The 13419-nt window shown below is 36.5% G+C and carries 17 protein-coding genes; 7 read left to right on the top strand and 10 right to left on the bottom strand.

The window, feature by feature from the left end; translation table 11 throughout:
* Window positions 1-89: 89 nt before the first annotated feature.
* From NHG49_RS05490 to NHG49_RS05475, 4 genes are all read right to left on the bottom strand, one after another.
* Window positions 90-1529 (bottom strand): PH domain-containing protein, encoded by a 1440-nt coding sequence (locus tag NHG49_RS05490; RefSeq protein WP_098102751.1) that lies wholly within the window; start codon window positions 1527-1529, stop codon window positions 90-92.
* Window positions 1522-1998 (bottom strand): PH domain-containing protein, encoded by a 477-nt coding sequence (locus NHG49_RS05485; protein ID WP_064473826.1) that lies wholly within the window; start codon window positions 1996-1998, stop codon window positions 1522-1524. Before NHG49_RS05485 ends, NHG49_RS05490 begins: the two co-directional genes overlap by 8 nt.
* Window positions 1999-2204: 206 nt before the next feature.
* Complete coding sequence (locus NHG49_RS05480; RefSeq protein ID WP_064473836.1) at window positions 2205-2390, bottom strand: hypothetical protein; 186 nt, start codon at window positions 2388-2390, stop codon at window positions 2205-2207.
* An 8-nt stretch (window positions 2391-2398) separates the two neighbouring features.
* On the bottom strand, window positions 2399-2980 hold the full coding sequence (locus tag NHG49_RS05475; protein WP_064473825.1) for a TetR/AcrR family transcriptional regulator: 582 nt from the start codon (window positions 2978-2980) through the stop codon (window positions 2399-2401).
* Between the two features lie 156 nt (window positions 2981-3136).
* Here NHG49_RS05475 and NHG49_RS05470 point away from each other — a divergent pair, with 156 nt between their 5' ends.
* The gene (locus tag NHG49_RS05470) at window positions 3137-3289 is read left to right on the top strand and encodes a sporulation protein YjcZ (RefSeq protein ID WP_103656032.1); all 153 of its coding nucleotides are present in this window, start codon (window positions 3137-3139) and stop codon (window positions 3287-3289) included.
* A 39-nt stretch (window positions 3290-3328) separates the two neighbouring features.
* On the opposite strand, the gene ecsC is transcribed toward NHG49_RS05470, so the two are convergent.
* From ecsC to ecsA, 3 genes are read right to left on the bottom strand one after another with little or no spacing between them, the layout of a single operon-like run.
* Window positions 3329-4036, bottom strand: coding sequence for an ecs operon protein EcsC (ecsC, locus tag NHG49_RS05465; RefSeq protein WP_064473824.1), 708 nt, complete (start codon window positions 4034-4036; stop codon window positions 3329-3331).
* Window positions 4037-4049: 13 nt separating this feature from the next.
* Window positions 4050-5261 carry an ABC transporter permease EcsB gene (gene ecsB, locus NHG49_RS05460; protein ID WP_098102753.1) on the bottom strand — a complete coding sequence of 404 codons (1212 nt, stop codon included), beginning with the start codon at window positions 5259-5261 and terminating at the stop codon, window positions 4050-4052.
* Window positions 5254-5997: an ABC transporter ATP-binding protein EcsA gene (gene ecsA, locus NHG49_RS05455; RefSeq protein WP_071711167.1), complete on the bottom strand. Its 744-nt coding sequence runs from the start codon at window positions 5995-5997 to the stop codon at window positions 5254-5256. The genes ecsB and ecsA overlap by 8 nt, the downstream gene beginning before the upstream one ends.
* Before the next feature lie 559 nt (window positions 5998-6556).
* Between ecsA and NHG49_RS05450 the strand changes: the two genes are divergently transcribed.
* The 3 genes from NHG49_RS05450 to NHG49_RS05440 all read left to right on the top strand — a co-directional run bounded on the left by NHG49_RS05450 (window position 6557) and on the right by NHG49_RS05440 (window position 8395).
* Window positions 6557-6991 (top strand): HIT family protein, encoded by a 435-nt coding sequence (locus NHG49_RS05450; protein ID WP_001016840.1) that lies wholly within the window; start codon window positions 6557-6559, stop codon window positions 6989-6991.
* Between the two features lie 185 nt (window positions 6992-7176).
* On the top strand, window positions 7177-7539 hold the full coding sequence (locus NHG49_RS05445; RefSeq protein WP_000030297.1) for a YtxH domain-containing protein: 363 nt from the start codon (window positions 7177-7179) through the stop codon (window positions 7537-7539).
* A gap of 298 nt (window positions 7540-7837) precedes the next feature.
* Entirely contained in the window at window positions 7838-8395 is a 558-nt protein-coding gene (locus NHG49_RS05440) for an HTH-type transcriptional regulator Hpr (protein ID WP_000834920.1), read from the top strand.
* A gap of 5 nt (window positions 8396-8400) precedes the next feature.
* Here the strand turns inward: NHG49_RS05440 and NHG49_RS05435 are convergent, their stop codons facing one another.
* Complete coding sequence (locus NHG49_RS05435) at window positions 8401-8736, bottom strand: DUF1878 family protein (protein ID WP_064473821.1); 336 nt, start codon at window positions 8734-8736, stop codon at window positions 8401-8403.
* A gap of 118 nt (window positions 8737-8854) precedes the next feature.
* Between NHG49_RS05435 and NHG49_RS05430 the strand changes: the two genes are divergently transcribed.
* On the top strand, window positions 8855-9049 hold the full coding sequence (locus tag NHG49_RS05430; protein WP_000172690.1) for a hypothetical protein: 195 nt from the start codon (window positions 8855-8857) through the stop codon (window positions 9047-9049).
* A gap of 30 nt (window positions 9050-9079) precedes the next feature.
* Here the strand turns inward: NHG49_RS05430 and NHG49_RS31425 are convergent, their stop codons facing one another.
* Window positions 9080-9193, bottom strand: a complete 114-nt coding sequence (locus NHG49_RS31425; protein WP_002007073.1) for a hypothetical protein — start codon at window positions 9191-9193, stop codon at window positions 9080-9082.
* A 279-nt stretch (window positions 9194-9472) separates the two neighbouring features.
* Between NHG49_RS31425 and prsA the strand changes: the two genes are divergently transcribed.
* The gene (prsA, locus tag NHG49_RS05425; protein WP_064473820.1) at window positions 9473-10339 is read left to right on the top strand and encodes a peptidylprolyl isomerase PrsA; all 867 of its coding nucleotides are present in this window, start codon (window positions 9473-9475) and stop codon (window positions 10337-10339) included.
* 218 nt (window positions 10340-10557) lie between these two features.
* Here the strand turns inward: prsA and NHG49_RS05420 are convergent, their stop codons facing one another.
* On the bottom strand, window positions 10558-10803 hold the full coding sequence (locus NHG49_RS05420; RefSeq protein ID WP_064473819.1) for a hypothetical protein: 246 nt from the start codon (window positions 10801-10803) through the stop codon (window positions 10558-10560).
* Between the two features lie 277 nt (window positions 10804-11080).
* Here NHG49_RS05420 and helD point away from each other — a divergent pair, with 277 nt between their 5' ends.
* Window positions 11081-13417 (top strand): RNA polymerase recycling motor HelD, encoded by a 2337-nt coding sequence (helD, locus tag NHG49_RS05415; RefSeq protein WP_064473818.1) that lies wholly within the window; start codon window positions 11081-11083, stop codon window positions 13415-13417.
* The last annotated feature ends 2 nt before the right edge of the window (window positions 13418-13419 follow it).

Here is a 13419-nt window from a genome sequence, read left to right as displayed (position 1 = left end):
CGCTGTAGCTGTACTAATATATGGATTAAGCCCCTCATTTTCCTATAATAAAAAAAGCCTGCCTTTCATAATAGGCAAGCTTTTTCAAGTTAATTCTCACTCATTCTCTTCTTATACCAATTCTGCATTCTCTCCGCATCTTCTACTCTCGTATGCTCTAGTTTATAATTCGATGATGCGTTAGAGAACTTATACGTACATAAATCCGCTCGGCGCTGGAAATATGATTGTGTTTTTTCCATTGATTGGACATGTCTTCTTCTAACAAGCCCTGTATATTTTCCGACGCTACGATATACAAGCGTAATTTGCTCCCCGTTTACACTGTAACCATTTGTTTTAAACGTTCCGTATCCAAGTGTAAAGATAAGGATCGCGAGTGGAATCAACGCCCACATGATGTAATACTTTTCAAAGTATATACTTATTCCAGTAAGCGGGATTGCTAGCATTGCGAAGAATATAAAACTATCAATTAAGTAACGACGTAATGCTGCTTTTGGTAATGAAATAATGTTTGTATTCAGTTCGTATGGTAATTGTAAATGTGCAAGTAACTGTTGTACGCGATCTTTTCGAATGATAGGATGCAGTGTAACTTTTTCTTTCTCGTCACCCAGTCCTTTACTTTGAATGACTTCTACTTGCACAGCACAATAACCGAATGGCTGACGTAAAATACTTTCTTTTATCGTAATACCTTGAATACGATGTAACTTTAGGACGAGTTCTTTTTTCTCAAGTAATCCTTGCAAAATGCGGACTTCATCATTTCTTCGATTCACTGTGAAATCTCCATGTTTTAACGCATAACCGATTGTGGATATCATCCAAGAAATGACAAGTAAAATAGCTACCATGTAAATCCAGCCGTATATATCATGATCCATTACATATGACTCTACTTTATTTTTTATCCATTTCGGAATGTATTCATCCACTTGATTATAAACGAAGAATATTAAAGAAAATAGCAATCCAAACTGCCCAGATGTAACAGATGCTAATAGAATTTCTTTCCAAGTTAATTTGTATTCTGTCGCTTGCTTTTCCTCTGTAACGATTTCTTTTTCTACTACTTCTTCTGATATTTCTTCTGCTTTCAATTCTCGAGTTGGCTCATTTAGCATTGCGATAAGCTCGGTTGCTTCTTCTACTGTAATGCCAGCTAAGCTAACTTCTGCATCATCGCCCCCACCAGCTGTTTCAATCTGAATTTTCTTTAAACCAAGCATTTGATATAGCACGTTAGAACTTGTATTAATCGTTTGCACACGTTCTTTATTTAAGTAGCTCTCCTTCTTCACAAAGAGCCCTTGTTTCACATGTAATACGTTATTTTCAACCCAATATGTTGTGTAATACCATTTTTCAAACGCTGAAAAGATGGTAAGTAAACCGAATGCAGCGGGAATTAAATACCAAAACGGGAACTTTCCGTTTAAACTAAACATAAAAATAATGAGTGGTATAAAATCTGTTATTTTTAATTCTAATAACATCGTAATGGGATGCTGCCTCTTATACATCCTCATCACTCACTTTCGCTAATTCTGCAATTTTCGTTTTCAACATTTCTGCTTCATACATCGTTAAGCCTGGGATGCTGTGAGAAGTTGCCGCTGTTGAAATGTGTAATTCTGCTAATCCATATTTCCTCATAATTGGCCCTTGTTCAATCGTCACGTGCTGCACACGAATCATCGGTACTAATACGCGCTTTACGACGAAAAGACCGTGCTGAATTTCAAGTTCTTCTTCATTTAGTTGATAGCTATAATAACGCTGACGAAGTTTCGGGAATACGAAGTACTCAAATGGTGCTAGTGCAACCGTTAAGCCGATTAACACGTACAAAATCCACGCCCACCAATCAAACTTTATCATGAGGAAAAGGTAAGCTAAAATGACAAGAATACCGATCCCTTCTTCAATTACAGCACGAACTTTCCACACCTTGACCATGTCAGGATGAATTTCATTTTTCAATGGATCCATGTAACCACTCCAAATCTAGTAATCTAATATACGAATACTCTCAAACTATATTTTACATAACTTTACAGAAAATTGTAATTTAATTATCTTTCTTCTCAGGGATAAAATATCCGAACCAAAGTAACCAAATGAAACCGATTAACTTCAGCCAACTTCCATCCGCTTGAAAAGCCTCTATTATACCTGGTATTTTATAAAGTGAAACTTTAATCAGTGGGGGTTTTGTTCATCCCCCACTGATTATTAGTTGAACCAATCAGGCTTTTACGGGCAGTTGATCCCCACCTAACTTCTTTGCTTTCGCTGAATTTTGAGGTGGGGGTCTTACTGCCCGTTAATGCGGGATAAAGCCCAATGAATCCAAGAAAACCGAGCCACCAGTTTTTTTGCATTTTCACTTTTATTCCTCCTTCATTACATTTTTCACATTTCGAATCCAAATTTCTTTATACTTTAACTGGAATCCCATTAACATGTAATTACTCATATTATCGATCACGAGCGCTAACGTATGTGCATTTTCTTCCGTTGCCTGTTGTGACACAACGTCAAGTTCCACACCTTTCTTCAATAAATCGTGGAAACCATTTAAAAAATCTTCTTGTATTTCAAATAAGCGTTTCTGATACTTTTCATTTCGCGATGCAGTTACGATGAATTCATTTATGACGCGTAGTATGCCTTCTTGTCCTTCATACTCAGAGAGCATATGTAAACCATCAGCGATTAACTTTTCTGCAAAATTTTCTTTCGTATATTGTTCTTTATTGAAATAACTCACGAAATGATACCCAGAAAAAATTTCTTCAAATAAAAAATCAACTAACGCTTCTTTAGAAGAAAAATGATAATAAATAGCCGGTTTTGAAATACCTACCTCTTTCGCAATCATGGAAAGGCTCATCTTCTCAATGCCGTGCTCTGCCATGAGTTTAAATGATGCTTCTACAATGTTTTGCGATGTTTGTAAATTCTTTGTCATACTGTACCCCACTTATTTTTACTTACCGGTCGGTAAATAAATTATAAAATGAAACGAAATGATTTGCAAGTTAGTTAGAGTAACAGAAGGGGTTTATTGGTAAATGCAGAAAAGTATAAAGTAAAAGCAACCTATAACAATAAGGAGGATATTCCTATGGGAATTGGCGGTAAAGGCGGTAGTGGTGGCACTGGTGGCGGTGAAGCTGGACAAGATGGCAAGAGCGTTAGTAGTGGGTATATAGTACTCATTGTGCTCTTTATCGTATTGATTGTAGTCGGAGTTGGCTATAACGGCATTAACTTCTAAAAAAAAGCATCCTAAACCACAATTTAGGATGCTTTCTTTTTAATTTCTATTCAGTAATCGCATACGATAACAATTCATCGTCACTTCTCCGAGTCTTTGCAGTAGTTGATAGTTCGCATATGCGCCGACTGGGGCACCGATTATTGGTACGAGCTGAAGCATTTTTGCTAAATCGATATAGTCTCGGTACTCTGTTTGGAACTTTTCCCAGTCCATATGATTTTCTTCTTCTGTATCCCACGTTTCGATTGCTTTCCATATTTCTTTTCGGTAATCGTCACTTGAAAAAGCAAGTTGGAAAACGTGAAGGATAAAAAGGCGCTCTTCTTTATCGCTCGTATCAAATCCGTACAACGTTGCTGCATCGAATAAAAATTTAATTTTAATGCCAAGTAAAAGCGGAAAATCAGCAAGACCAAGGAGAATACCGCCAGCTCCCGTCCCTGCTCCTTCTGCCGCTGCTATTTTTTTGTACTCATCCATTTTTTTACGTACTTCGTCGTCTCTTCTTTGCAATGACCAGTTCGTCTCTTTTAATTTTGGCTTTATAAAGTTTGATCCGGCACTAATTGTTTGCACCATCATCCGAATCGTTTCTGTTAATACTTTTTGCACTTTCGCCGGAATAAGCTGTTGTACTTTCGTCTGCACTTTCTTAGAGAACCGTGTCATCATCGAAGAATCTTTCATGAATGTAGCTTTCCACTGTTCCAATTCTTTTATAACCTTCTCTTCGTATGTAATCATAGGTTCATTCCCTTCAATTTAAACGCTCAATACGTTTCACCCCGTATTGATAAACGAAACCGATACTAAATACTATGCTTACGACTAGTAAAATTCCCGTCATCATGAAATTTTTCGTCGCAAAGGCGAATATAACTGTAAATACAACGCTGCCGGTAATAAGGATCGTATTTAATAAGACAAGAAAATCTTTCTTCTTCTCTTCTCCCCCGACGGGATACAAATCAAGCCAAATCTTCATGCGGTGATGCTTCCATAAAGTTAATAGCTGATAACCGATTAAATATAGGAAAATAAGGCTTACGATAAATCGTCCATATAAAAATGGAATGAAGTAAAGAATAACTCCTCCAAGAGCGAGCAAACGCACATATAAACCGAAATAGTTACCAGATCGTAAAAACGTTCTTGTATATAAGTATAAATATGTACGCTTTTCACCAATCATTGAAAGAATGAAATCAAGCCATTTTCTACGTGCTACTCTTTCTTTTAATGCAGGTACATCAACGAACATATTCGCGATGCGGTACAGCAGCATCATCTTCTTACCTTCTTCAGAAATTAAATACTCCCAGTTTAGCGGCTTTCCCTTCACCATTTGATGTAGTACTACAAGGTATAACATCATGAGAAGGACGATTCCGCCAACAAAAATGACGGAAGTACGCTCTACAAGGAAGTATACAAATAATCCGTTTAAAATAAAACGAATGAACCAATCAGCTCTTTGTATATTTTGGTCTGTTAAAAATGATTTTTCCCACGCGACGAATAAGTTCCACGCTTTTACAATGACAAACGCGAGTACAATCCATATGTAAGCAGCTCCTGTTTGCTTCATTTGCTGGAAGTATAACGGGGCAAGCGCTGCCGCTACGATTGCGATTATGTATAACTGAATCATAAACGTAAAGAGAAATGCCTTTGTAAAATAAGGTTTTAACTTTTGTTCAACTGGCAGCAAGTAAACGAGATCCGCTTCTTTTAATAACGTTTGTATCGATCCGGCCGTTAATACGAGTCCAAGCAACACTGCCATAACGAGCGCTGTCGGAAACGACGGTGTTAACGTTTGTAACCATTGCTGGTAATAATACGCTCCGGCGCCGATGATGAATACGAAAATAAATTTCAAATGATCATTAAATACGTATTTACTATATGTACGAACTTCTTTTAGAAAGTGACGAAATCGTTCTTTCCATAATGCTGTGCTATTCATAATCTTCTTCCTTCGTTAATGCAATATAAATATCATCTAGCGTTGCACCTGGCATATTAAAATCGGATTGCAGTTCAGATAATGTCCCCTTCGCTCTTACTTCGCCTTGATGCAGAATAATAAACGAATCACAATAACGCTCTGCCGTCGCTAAAATATGTGTACTCATTAAGATTCCTGCACCGCTCTTTTTCATTTGATCCATCATTTGAAGAAGTGATTGAATCGCTAACGGATCAAGCCCAACGAAAGGTTCGTCCACAATATAAAGAGATGGTTCCACTAAAAACGCACTCATAATCATTACTTTTTGTTTCATCCCTTTTGAGAAATGAGATGGAAACCATTTTAAACGATTTTTCATGCGAAATTCTTGTAATAGTTGCCCTACACGTTCTTCATATTGTTTTTCATCGACACCGTACGCCATCGCTGTTAACTTCAAATGTTCTTCTAGCGTTAGCTCGTCATATAATACCGGTGTTTCTGGGATGAACGAAAAACTAGAACGGTACGCTGTCATATCATCACGAATTGTTTTCCCATTAATTGTGACAGTTCCTTTTTTCGGTTCCATTAAACCGATAATATGTTTAATCGTCGTACTCTTCCCGGCTCCATTTAAACCGATTAAGCCGACAAGTTCGCCTTTATTCACAGAGAACGAAACATCTTTTAGTACAGGTCGTTTCGTATATCCTCCTGTAACATTTTCTACACGCAATAACTCGCTCATACGACACCACTTTCTTCATTAGTATTCATTCTATATTCATCTTACCAAAAATAGCGCTGTACTACATAGTATCGATGCCCTCAAAAAAAATTTAAATTTGTTCGCATATATTTTTACGAAAGCGGACATCATAATTAGTGAAGAAGGAACACATTGAAAAAGCGACCACCAATTGATGAGTACAACAACATAGTGAAGTCATCATGAAATGGGGTGTCCATGTTGGACAAAGAAATTTACACATAACCAGATCATTTGTTTCATTTTAGAAACGGGGTGTCTCCGAAAGAGCATATACTGTTTTAAAAAATAAACAATTTCCTTTTATAAAGATTGCAATTCATTTCACTTGAAAATGGGGTGTCTACGGCAGAAACTTTAGCCGATTTACCGTGCATTTCTTAAATAAATGAGGTGTCTGCGAAACGTAAATTACGATAATGCTTTTTCAATCCCTCTTCAGAAAACAGGAAGCTGACTCAGCTTCCTGTTTTTCGTGTTTGTTCTCTTATATAATTATGGTAAAATACGGCTAAGGCTACTTGAAAGGATGAGATCAATGAACCATACAGCGGACAATTGTATTTTTTGTAAAATTATTGACGGGCAAATCCCTTGCTCAAAAGTATACGAAGATGAACATGTGCTTGCATTTTTAGATATTAGTCAAGTAACAAAAGGACATACTCTTGTTATTCCAAAAGTTCACAAACAAGACATTTTTGCGTTAACGCCAGAAATCGCATCACACATTTTTTCTGTCGTTCCGAAAATCGCAAATGCGATTAAAGCAGAGTTTAATCCAGTTGGCTTCAACCTACTTAACAATAACGGTGAAAAAGCTGGACAAACTGTGTTCCACTTCCACCTTCATTTAATTCCACGCTACGGTGAAAACGATGGTTTCGGTGCTGTTTGGAAATCACATCAAAATGAATACACAATGGAAAATTTACAAAACATCGCAAGTACAATTGCAAATAGTGTGAAATAATGACACTATAATAAGAAGTAATACATAACAAGCCACTTTCCTAAAGTGATTACATATTGCACGGCTTGTTTCTCCATTCAAGATACCAGGGAATGTGCATTGCACACTTTTCTTTCCCTCGTCTTAAAGATATGCATATTTTTTCACATCATGAATACGAACAAAAAATAAGGAGGTTTCCTTTTATGTCAAAAGCTAAATCCTTTATTACAGGTGTCATTTGCGGCGGAGCAGTTGCTGGATTAGCCGTTCTTTTCTCTACTCCTTCTTCTGGTAAAGCTATGCGCGGTAAGCTGAAAGAAAAAGGAACTGATATTAAAAAGACTTTAGCTGATATTACAGCTGATACAAAATTATTAAAACGTCAAATCGTTGAAACTGCTTCGGAAGGTAAAGAAGTGTTTCAAGAATTAAAAGAAGATATGCAAGACACGCTTTCTAACTGGAAGCAAGATATTTCTCAAAACAAACGACATATTGAGCAAGAAATTTTGGACATTCAAAAATCAATTGAGAAACTACAAGAAGCTGTTCCGGAAAAAGCGTAAACAAATTCCTGCTTAGTTTTTTGCATATAACAAATATTTTTTATATAAATTGACCTTAACACGGCATATCACACAGATATGCCGTGTTTTTATGCATTTACAATATATGTTATCACTTAACATGTAAGGACAACACATGTATTCACGACTCATAAAACGCTTCCATGCTTATGCATGATTTGTATAGAATGTCATTTTTCCGAAAAATTTTCACAATTCTCACAAAAAGACTTTATTAATTTTTACTTTACTGGCATAATAGATAGTAATGAAAAAGAATGTTAAAGTGGGTGAGTAAATGAAAAGTGGAGAAAAAGATTACTCGGTAAAAGAAGCGATGATTTTCAGCCAACGCATTGCTCAATTATCGAAAGCGTTATGGAAATGCGTAGAGAAAGATTGGCAACAGTGGATTAAGCCTTACGATTTAAACATTAATGAGCATCATATTTTGTCAATCGCTTATCATTTAAAAGGGGCTTCTATTTCTGAGATTGCTAAGTTTGGAGTTATGCACGTATCAACGGCGTTTAACTTCTCGAAAAAGCTAGAAGAACGCGGCTATCTTGTGTTCTCGAAAAAAGAAGATGATAAACGAAATACGTACATTGAGATTACAGACAAAGGGGAAGAATTACTACTTCGCTTAATGGAGGAGTATGATCCTGAAAATAACTCTGTATTTAATGGGGCTCTTGCACTTCGTAATTTCTATGGTAAGTTCCCAGAAAATATCGAACTTATCGCTATCTTGCGCAACATTTACGGACAAGACTTCATCGATATTTTTGAGAAATCATTAGAGAATATTGAGGAGAATTTTACGGAATCCGATCAGAAGTTAGTTAAGAAGTAACCTATTTATTTATTCTCAATCATGCTTAAGAATTCATTCATAAGCGGCTTAAATAAACCTTGTTTTGCTAGCGCTTCCGCAGTTTCGTGTACTTCGAGCTGATGTGGAAGCGCTTTTTCAAATTGCTCTAACAGCGCATCGAACAAAAGAAGCCCTTCTGCTTTCTCCACTACATATTGCTCGTTCAGCATTTCACAAAGATGTAGTATACGTTCAACATCTTTTTTGCGAGCTTTTTTCTTTATGATTAAAGAATAAAATGGACACTTTTCTTCATCAATCATTTTAAATAGTAGGTCTACGTAGTATTCAGCTTGTTCTAATCTTCTAACAACGTCCATTTTCTCCCTCACTTTCTAACACAAAGTCTTCTATTTCTGAATTTTATAACACGAACAAAATATCGTATGATACAATATATAAAGTATATGTATTTTAGCCAAAAGGAGGTCTCGCCTCATGACACTTATAACAGTTGTTTTTGTCGCATTCGCACTTCTTGTTATATTTTACACGAATTTTATGACACATACACTGTGTGAACGAAAACAAATAGCTGCGAGCCGCCAACCCGGTGTCTTTCGGGTTATCAATGTATGTATAACAATTTTATTAATTTCTAGTTATATAGAAATTATATTTCATGGAAAGTGAGGAAGGAAGCCCCTTCCTCACTTTTTTCCTCTATAAGCAAATTATACCTACTATAACCAATAAAATAAACAGTACAAGTAATAAAATAAGTTGAGAATTCATCCCCATCCCCTCCTCTTTTCTATATATGCGGCATGCGCCCAATACGGAACACCTTCAAAATCTGACACGTACTGGTTAAATTTTCTTTATCAATATGAAATTGAGTCGAAATATGATATATTAAATTTTGTACATATTGCTTATACTATGAAATAAATGACACGCATCTTAACTTTATCCTCAGCCTCGGTAAGCCCTGTTAAGCGCGCTTTACCAACGAAAAAAGCAAAAGTATCAGTGAGACTTAATCGGGCTCTTATGAACCAAAATTCATTGGTGTAGGATAAATTAAAAATACATAATAGTAGGAGTGTTTATCGAATGAAGAAAGCTATGCTTGCCTTAGCCGCAACAAGTGTAATCGCATTATCAGCATGTGGAACAGGATCATCATCAGACAAAATCGTTACATCTAAAGCTGGTGACATTACAAAAGACGAGTTCTACAATCAAATGAAGACACAAGCTGGTAAACAAGTACTAAACAACATGGTTATGGAAAAAGTACTTATTAAAAACTACAAAGTTGAAGACAAAGAAGTAGACAAAAAGTTCGATGAAATGAAAAAACAATACGGTGATCAATTCGATACACTATTAAAACAACAAGGTATTAAAGAAGAAACTTTAAAAACTGGTGTGCGTGCTCAATTAGCTCAAGAAAAAGCTATCGAGAAAACAATCACTGATAAAGAATTAAAAGATAACTACAAGCCTGAAGTTAAAGCAAGCCACATTCTTGTAAAAGATGAAGCGACTGCAAAAAAAGTTAAAGAGGAACTTGGACAAGGTAAATCTTTCGAAGAGTTAGCGAAACAATACTCTGAAGATACTGGTTCAAAAGAAAAAGGTGGCGACTTAGGATTCATCGAACATGGTAAAATGGTTAAAGAATTCGAAGATGCTACTTATAAACTGAAAAAAGATGAAGTAAGCGAACCTGTAAAAACACAATTCGGTTACCACATCATTAAAGTTACAGACATTAAAGAGCCAGAAAAACCATTCGAGCAATCAAAAGCTGACCTGAAAAAAGAGCTAGTTGCGAAGAAAGCACAAGACGCTGAATTCATGAACGATCTTATGATGAAAGAAATCAAAAAAGCTGACGTAAAAGTTGACGATAAAGATTTAAAAGATCTTTTCAAAGAGCAAAAAGCTGACGATAAGAAAGAAGAAAAGAAATAATGAAGTGAAAAAAGCTTGGGCTTCGGCCCAAGCTTTTTTTGTATGCTCTCTTCTCGTGATACATTACGTGTAGATTGGATAAATGAAATTATATGATTACTTCCCCGATTCTACAGAAAGGTTAACATCTTTTTCGTTTTATGGATCGTGTAAAATCTTAGTTACTTATATATTTACATAATCTTCGTTAACAGAAGTTGATTTTGTCATTCATTTAACTAAAACCATCTTTTATGCATTTCACTTAAAAACATTTCTGTGATTTTAAATCCAGAGCTCTCTCCGATAATAGCGTCAATCCCACAATGCGGACAAACTGCTGTGTTATCATCATCCCACCACTCTGTAATTTTGCCTGGATTGAAAATTTCCAAACAATAAAAACAACCACATACAACATCTTTTTCTAAATGTTTTCTATTACGAGAACAAAAGCGATGCGCTTCCTCAAAATGTTTTTCCATCAGTATCCCCTATTCCTCATTTTCTTTTATGCTTTACTTAAGTTCTCCTCGACAAAATTTCAATTCTTTCTTAAAGAAAAACCAAAAACCTTGATTCCATCACACACGGAACCAAGGTTTATCTTATTATCATTGATTAAATTAAAAAACTATGTTAAATTAGTACAGAAACACGCTTTAGAAAATATACAGAACGTATTTATCCGTATCTTAATTGTACACCAAAACACATCTTCAGTCAACCTCTATTTTTCACTTTTAAAGGAGTGCTTACCGTATGAACAAAAAACTTGATTTAGAGCAAAAACGATTGGATACCGTAATAGAAACGATTACGGCGCAAATTGATAAACTGGAAAACGAAACTGGCAGACGCCGGGCAGAAGTAATCCATATTCGTAAACACTTTTGGGATGACGTAAAAGTGAATACTGATACTTTTGATGATTATCTTGAAACAGTTATCAACTTAAGACAACAAGCTCAGTCACTAGCTGTCACACAAATTACCCATAAGCACACCTTTAATCGACTTGCTGCACTACGACGTATGCATAAAGCACCTTACTTTGGACGAATTGATTTCAAAGAAGAAGGAGAATCTGCTGCGGATCAAATTTATATCGGCGTAGCTACACTTACTGATGCAAGCGGAGAAAACTTCCTTATATATGACTGGCGCGCACCTATTTCGAGTGTGTACTACGATTATCCACCAGGACCGGCTGAATACAGTACACCAGGTGGCGTAATCCACGGTAATGTGGAGAAAAAATTACAATACATTATCCAAAATGGCGAGATTGATTCTATGTTCGATACGAGTCTTACAATTGGCGATGAAATTCTGCAACAAGCGCTCGGAAAAGGTACGAACAAACATATGCAAAGTATCGTTGCTACGATTCAGCGCGAGCAAAATGAAATTATTCGTCACGATGAAGGCCGACTACTTATCGTGCAAGGAGCTGCTGGTAGCGGGAAAACGTCAGCTGCCCTACAACGAATCGCCTACTTACTATATAAATATCGCGAATGGTTAAAAGCGGATCAAATTATTCTCTTCTCCCCTAACTCTATGTTCAACAGCTACGTTTCTAACGTACTACCTGAACTCGGTGAAGAAAATATGCAGCAAGTGACATTCCAAGAATATTTAAACCATAGACTAAGCAAGTCATTTGACGTTGAAGATCCTTATGAACAATTAGAATATATGTTAACTGAAACGGATAGCCCTACCTATAAAACGAGAAATGCGAGCATTCGATTTAAAGCATCCACCCAATTTTTCGAGATGATTCGAGCGTACAGACAATCTCTTGAATCTTCAGGCATGCTATTTAGAGGAATGAAATTTAGAGGAAAGTTAATTGCTTCTGCTAAAGAAATTACAGAGCAGTTTTACAATACTGACTCCTCCCTCCGCTTCCATAATCGAATTGAAAAGTTAACGGATTGGCTAAATAAACAAATAGATGCAATTGAAAAAACAGAACTGAAAAAGCCTTGGGTAGAAGAGGAAATTGAATTACTTAGTAAAGATGAATACCAAAAGGCTTATAAATATTTACAGAAAAAAGGCGAGTTTGACGACAACTCCTTTAATGATTTTGAGAAAGAAACGAAAGTACTTGGACGTATGATTGTCCGTAAAAAATTGAAGCCGCTTCGTAAAGGTGTTCAAACATTGCGCTTCATCAACTTCACAGGCATATATAAACAACTCTTCACAGATGCATCATGGGTTGCTGAGGAAAAACCGAAAGAGTGGGATGACATTTGCTCATTAACAGTAAACATGCTCGATGAAGGAAAGCTATATTATGAGGATGCGACTCCATTCTTACTTTTAAAAGAATTAATTGAAGGCTTCCAAACGAATAGATCGATTAAACATGTACTCGTAGACGAAGCACAAGATTATTCGCCGTTTCAATTTGAGTTTTTAAAACGTCTCTTCCCTGCTGCAAGAATGACTGTACTTGGAGACTTTAACCAAGCGATATTTGCCCATGCGAGTGAAGCAGTGAATTTCAATACACTTACTAGCTTATACGGACCAGATGAAACGAACGGTATCAACTTAACTCGTAGCTATCGCTCAACAAAACCGATTATTGAATTTACACGTGCTCTCGTACCGGAAGGAGAGAACATTCACGCCTTTGAACGTGACGGTGAGAAACCTACAGTGACGAAAGTATCGAATGACAGCGAACTGCACGAACATATTACTGCCAAAGTTGCTGAACTACAAAAAGAGCAGCATAATACGATCGCAATTATATGTAAATCTGCAGCTGAAAGCGCCGCTGCCTACGAAGCACTTAGTCATATCGAGAATATTAAACTCGTGAAAAGTAACTCAGCCGAGTATGAGCAAGGCATTGTCGTGATCCCTGCTTACTTAGCGAAAGGTATCGAATTTGATGCTGTCATTATTTACGATGCTTCTAAAGATGTGTACAGCGATGAGAGCGTTCGTAGATTGTTCTACACTGCTTGTACGCGCGCGATGCATGAACTGCAACTTTATAGCGTTGGCGAGGTTAGTCCTTTTATACTTCGGGCTGATTCGGAGAGTTTTGAGCTTATAACGAAAACACCTTGATA

Source organism: Bacillus sp. IBL03825, from assembly GCF_024712505.1.
In the GTDB taxonomy this organism is placed as follows: domain Bacteria; phylum Bacillota; class Bacilli; order Bacillales; family Bacillaceae_G; genus Bacillus_A; species Bacillus_A wiedmannii.
The sequence above is the reverse complement of the archived record's forward strand: the minus strand, read 5'-3'. Positions and strand labels throughout refer to the sequence as shown.

Coding starts and splice junctions, on each gene's coding strand:
- ecsA (WP_071711167.1), bottom strand. CDS start 5,997: ATGAGCGAGTTATTGCGTGTAGAAAATGTTACAGGAGGATATACGAAA.
- ecsC (WP_064473824.1), bottom strand. CDS start 4,036: ATGATTACATACGAAGAGAAGGTTATAAAAGAATTGGAACAGTGGAAA.
- NHG49_RS05475 (WP_064473825.1), bottom strand. CDS start 2,980: ATGACAAAGAATTTACAAACATCGCAAAACATTGTAGAAGCATCATTT.
- NHG49_RS05490 (WP_098102751.1), bottom strand. CDS start 1,529: ATGTATAAGAGGCAGCATCCCATTACGATGTTATTAGAATTAAAAATA.
- NHG49_RS05470 (WP_103656032.1), top strand. CDS start 3,137: ATGGGAATTGGCGGTAAAGGCGGTAGTGGTGGCACTGGTGGCGGTGAA.
- NHG49_RS05440 (WP_000834920.1), top strand. CDS start 7,838: ATGAAAAGTGGAGAAAAAGATTACTCGGTAAAAGAAGCGATGATTTTC.
- NHG49_RS05485 (WP_064473826.1), bottom strand. CDS start 1,998: ATGGATCCATTGAAAAATGAAATTCATCCTGACATGGTCAAGGTGTGG.
- ecsB (WP_098102753.1), bottom strand. CDS start 5,261: ATGAATAGCACAGCATTATGGAAAGAACGATTTCGTCACTTTCTAAAA.
- NHG49_RS05450 (WP_001016840.1), top strand. CDS start 6,557: ATGAACCATACAGCGGACAATTGTATTTTTTGTAAAATTATTGACGGG.
- helD (WP_064473818.1), top strand. CDS start 11,081: ATGAACAAAAAACTTGATTTAGAGCAAAAACGATTGGATACCGTAATA.
- NHG49_RS05480 (WP_064473836.1), bottom strand. CDS start 2,390: ATGCAAAAAAACTGGTGGCTCGGTTTTCTTGGATTCATTGGGCTTTAT.
- prsA (WP_064473820.1), top strand. CDS start 9,473: ATGAAGAAAGCTATGCTTGCCTTAGCCGCAACAAGTGTAATCGCATTA.
- NHG49_RS05430 (WP_000172690.1), top strand. CDS start 8,855: ATGACACTTATAACAGTTGTTTTTGTCGCATTCGCACTTCTTGTTATA.
- NHG49_RS05445 (WP_000030297.1), top strand. CDS start 7,177: ATGTCAAAAGCTAAATCCTTTATTACAGGTGTCATTTGCGGCGGAGCA.
- NHG49_RS05420 (WP_064473819.1), bottom strand. CDS start 10,803: ATGGAAAAACATTTTGAGGAAGCGCATCGCTTTTGTTCTCGTAATAGA.
- NHG49_RS05435 (WP_064473821.1), bottom strand. CDS start 8,736: ATGGACGTTGTTAGAAGATTAGAACAAGCTGAATACTACGTAGACCTA.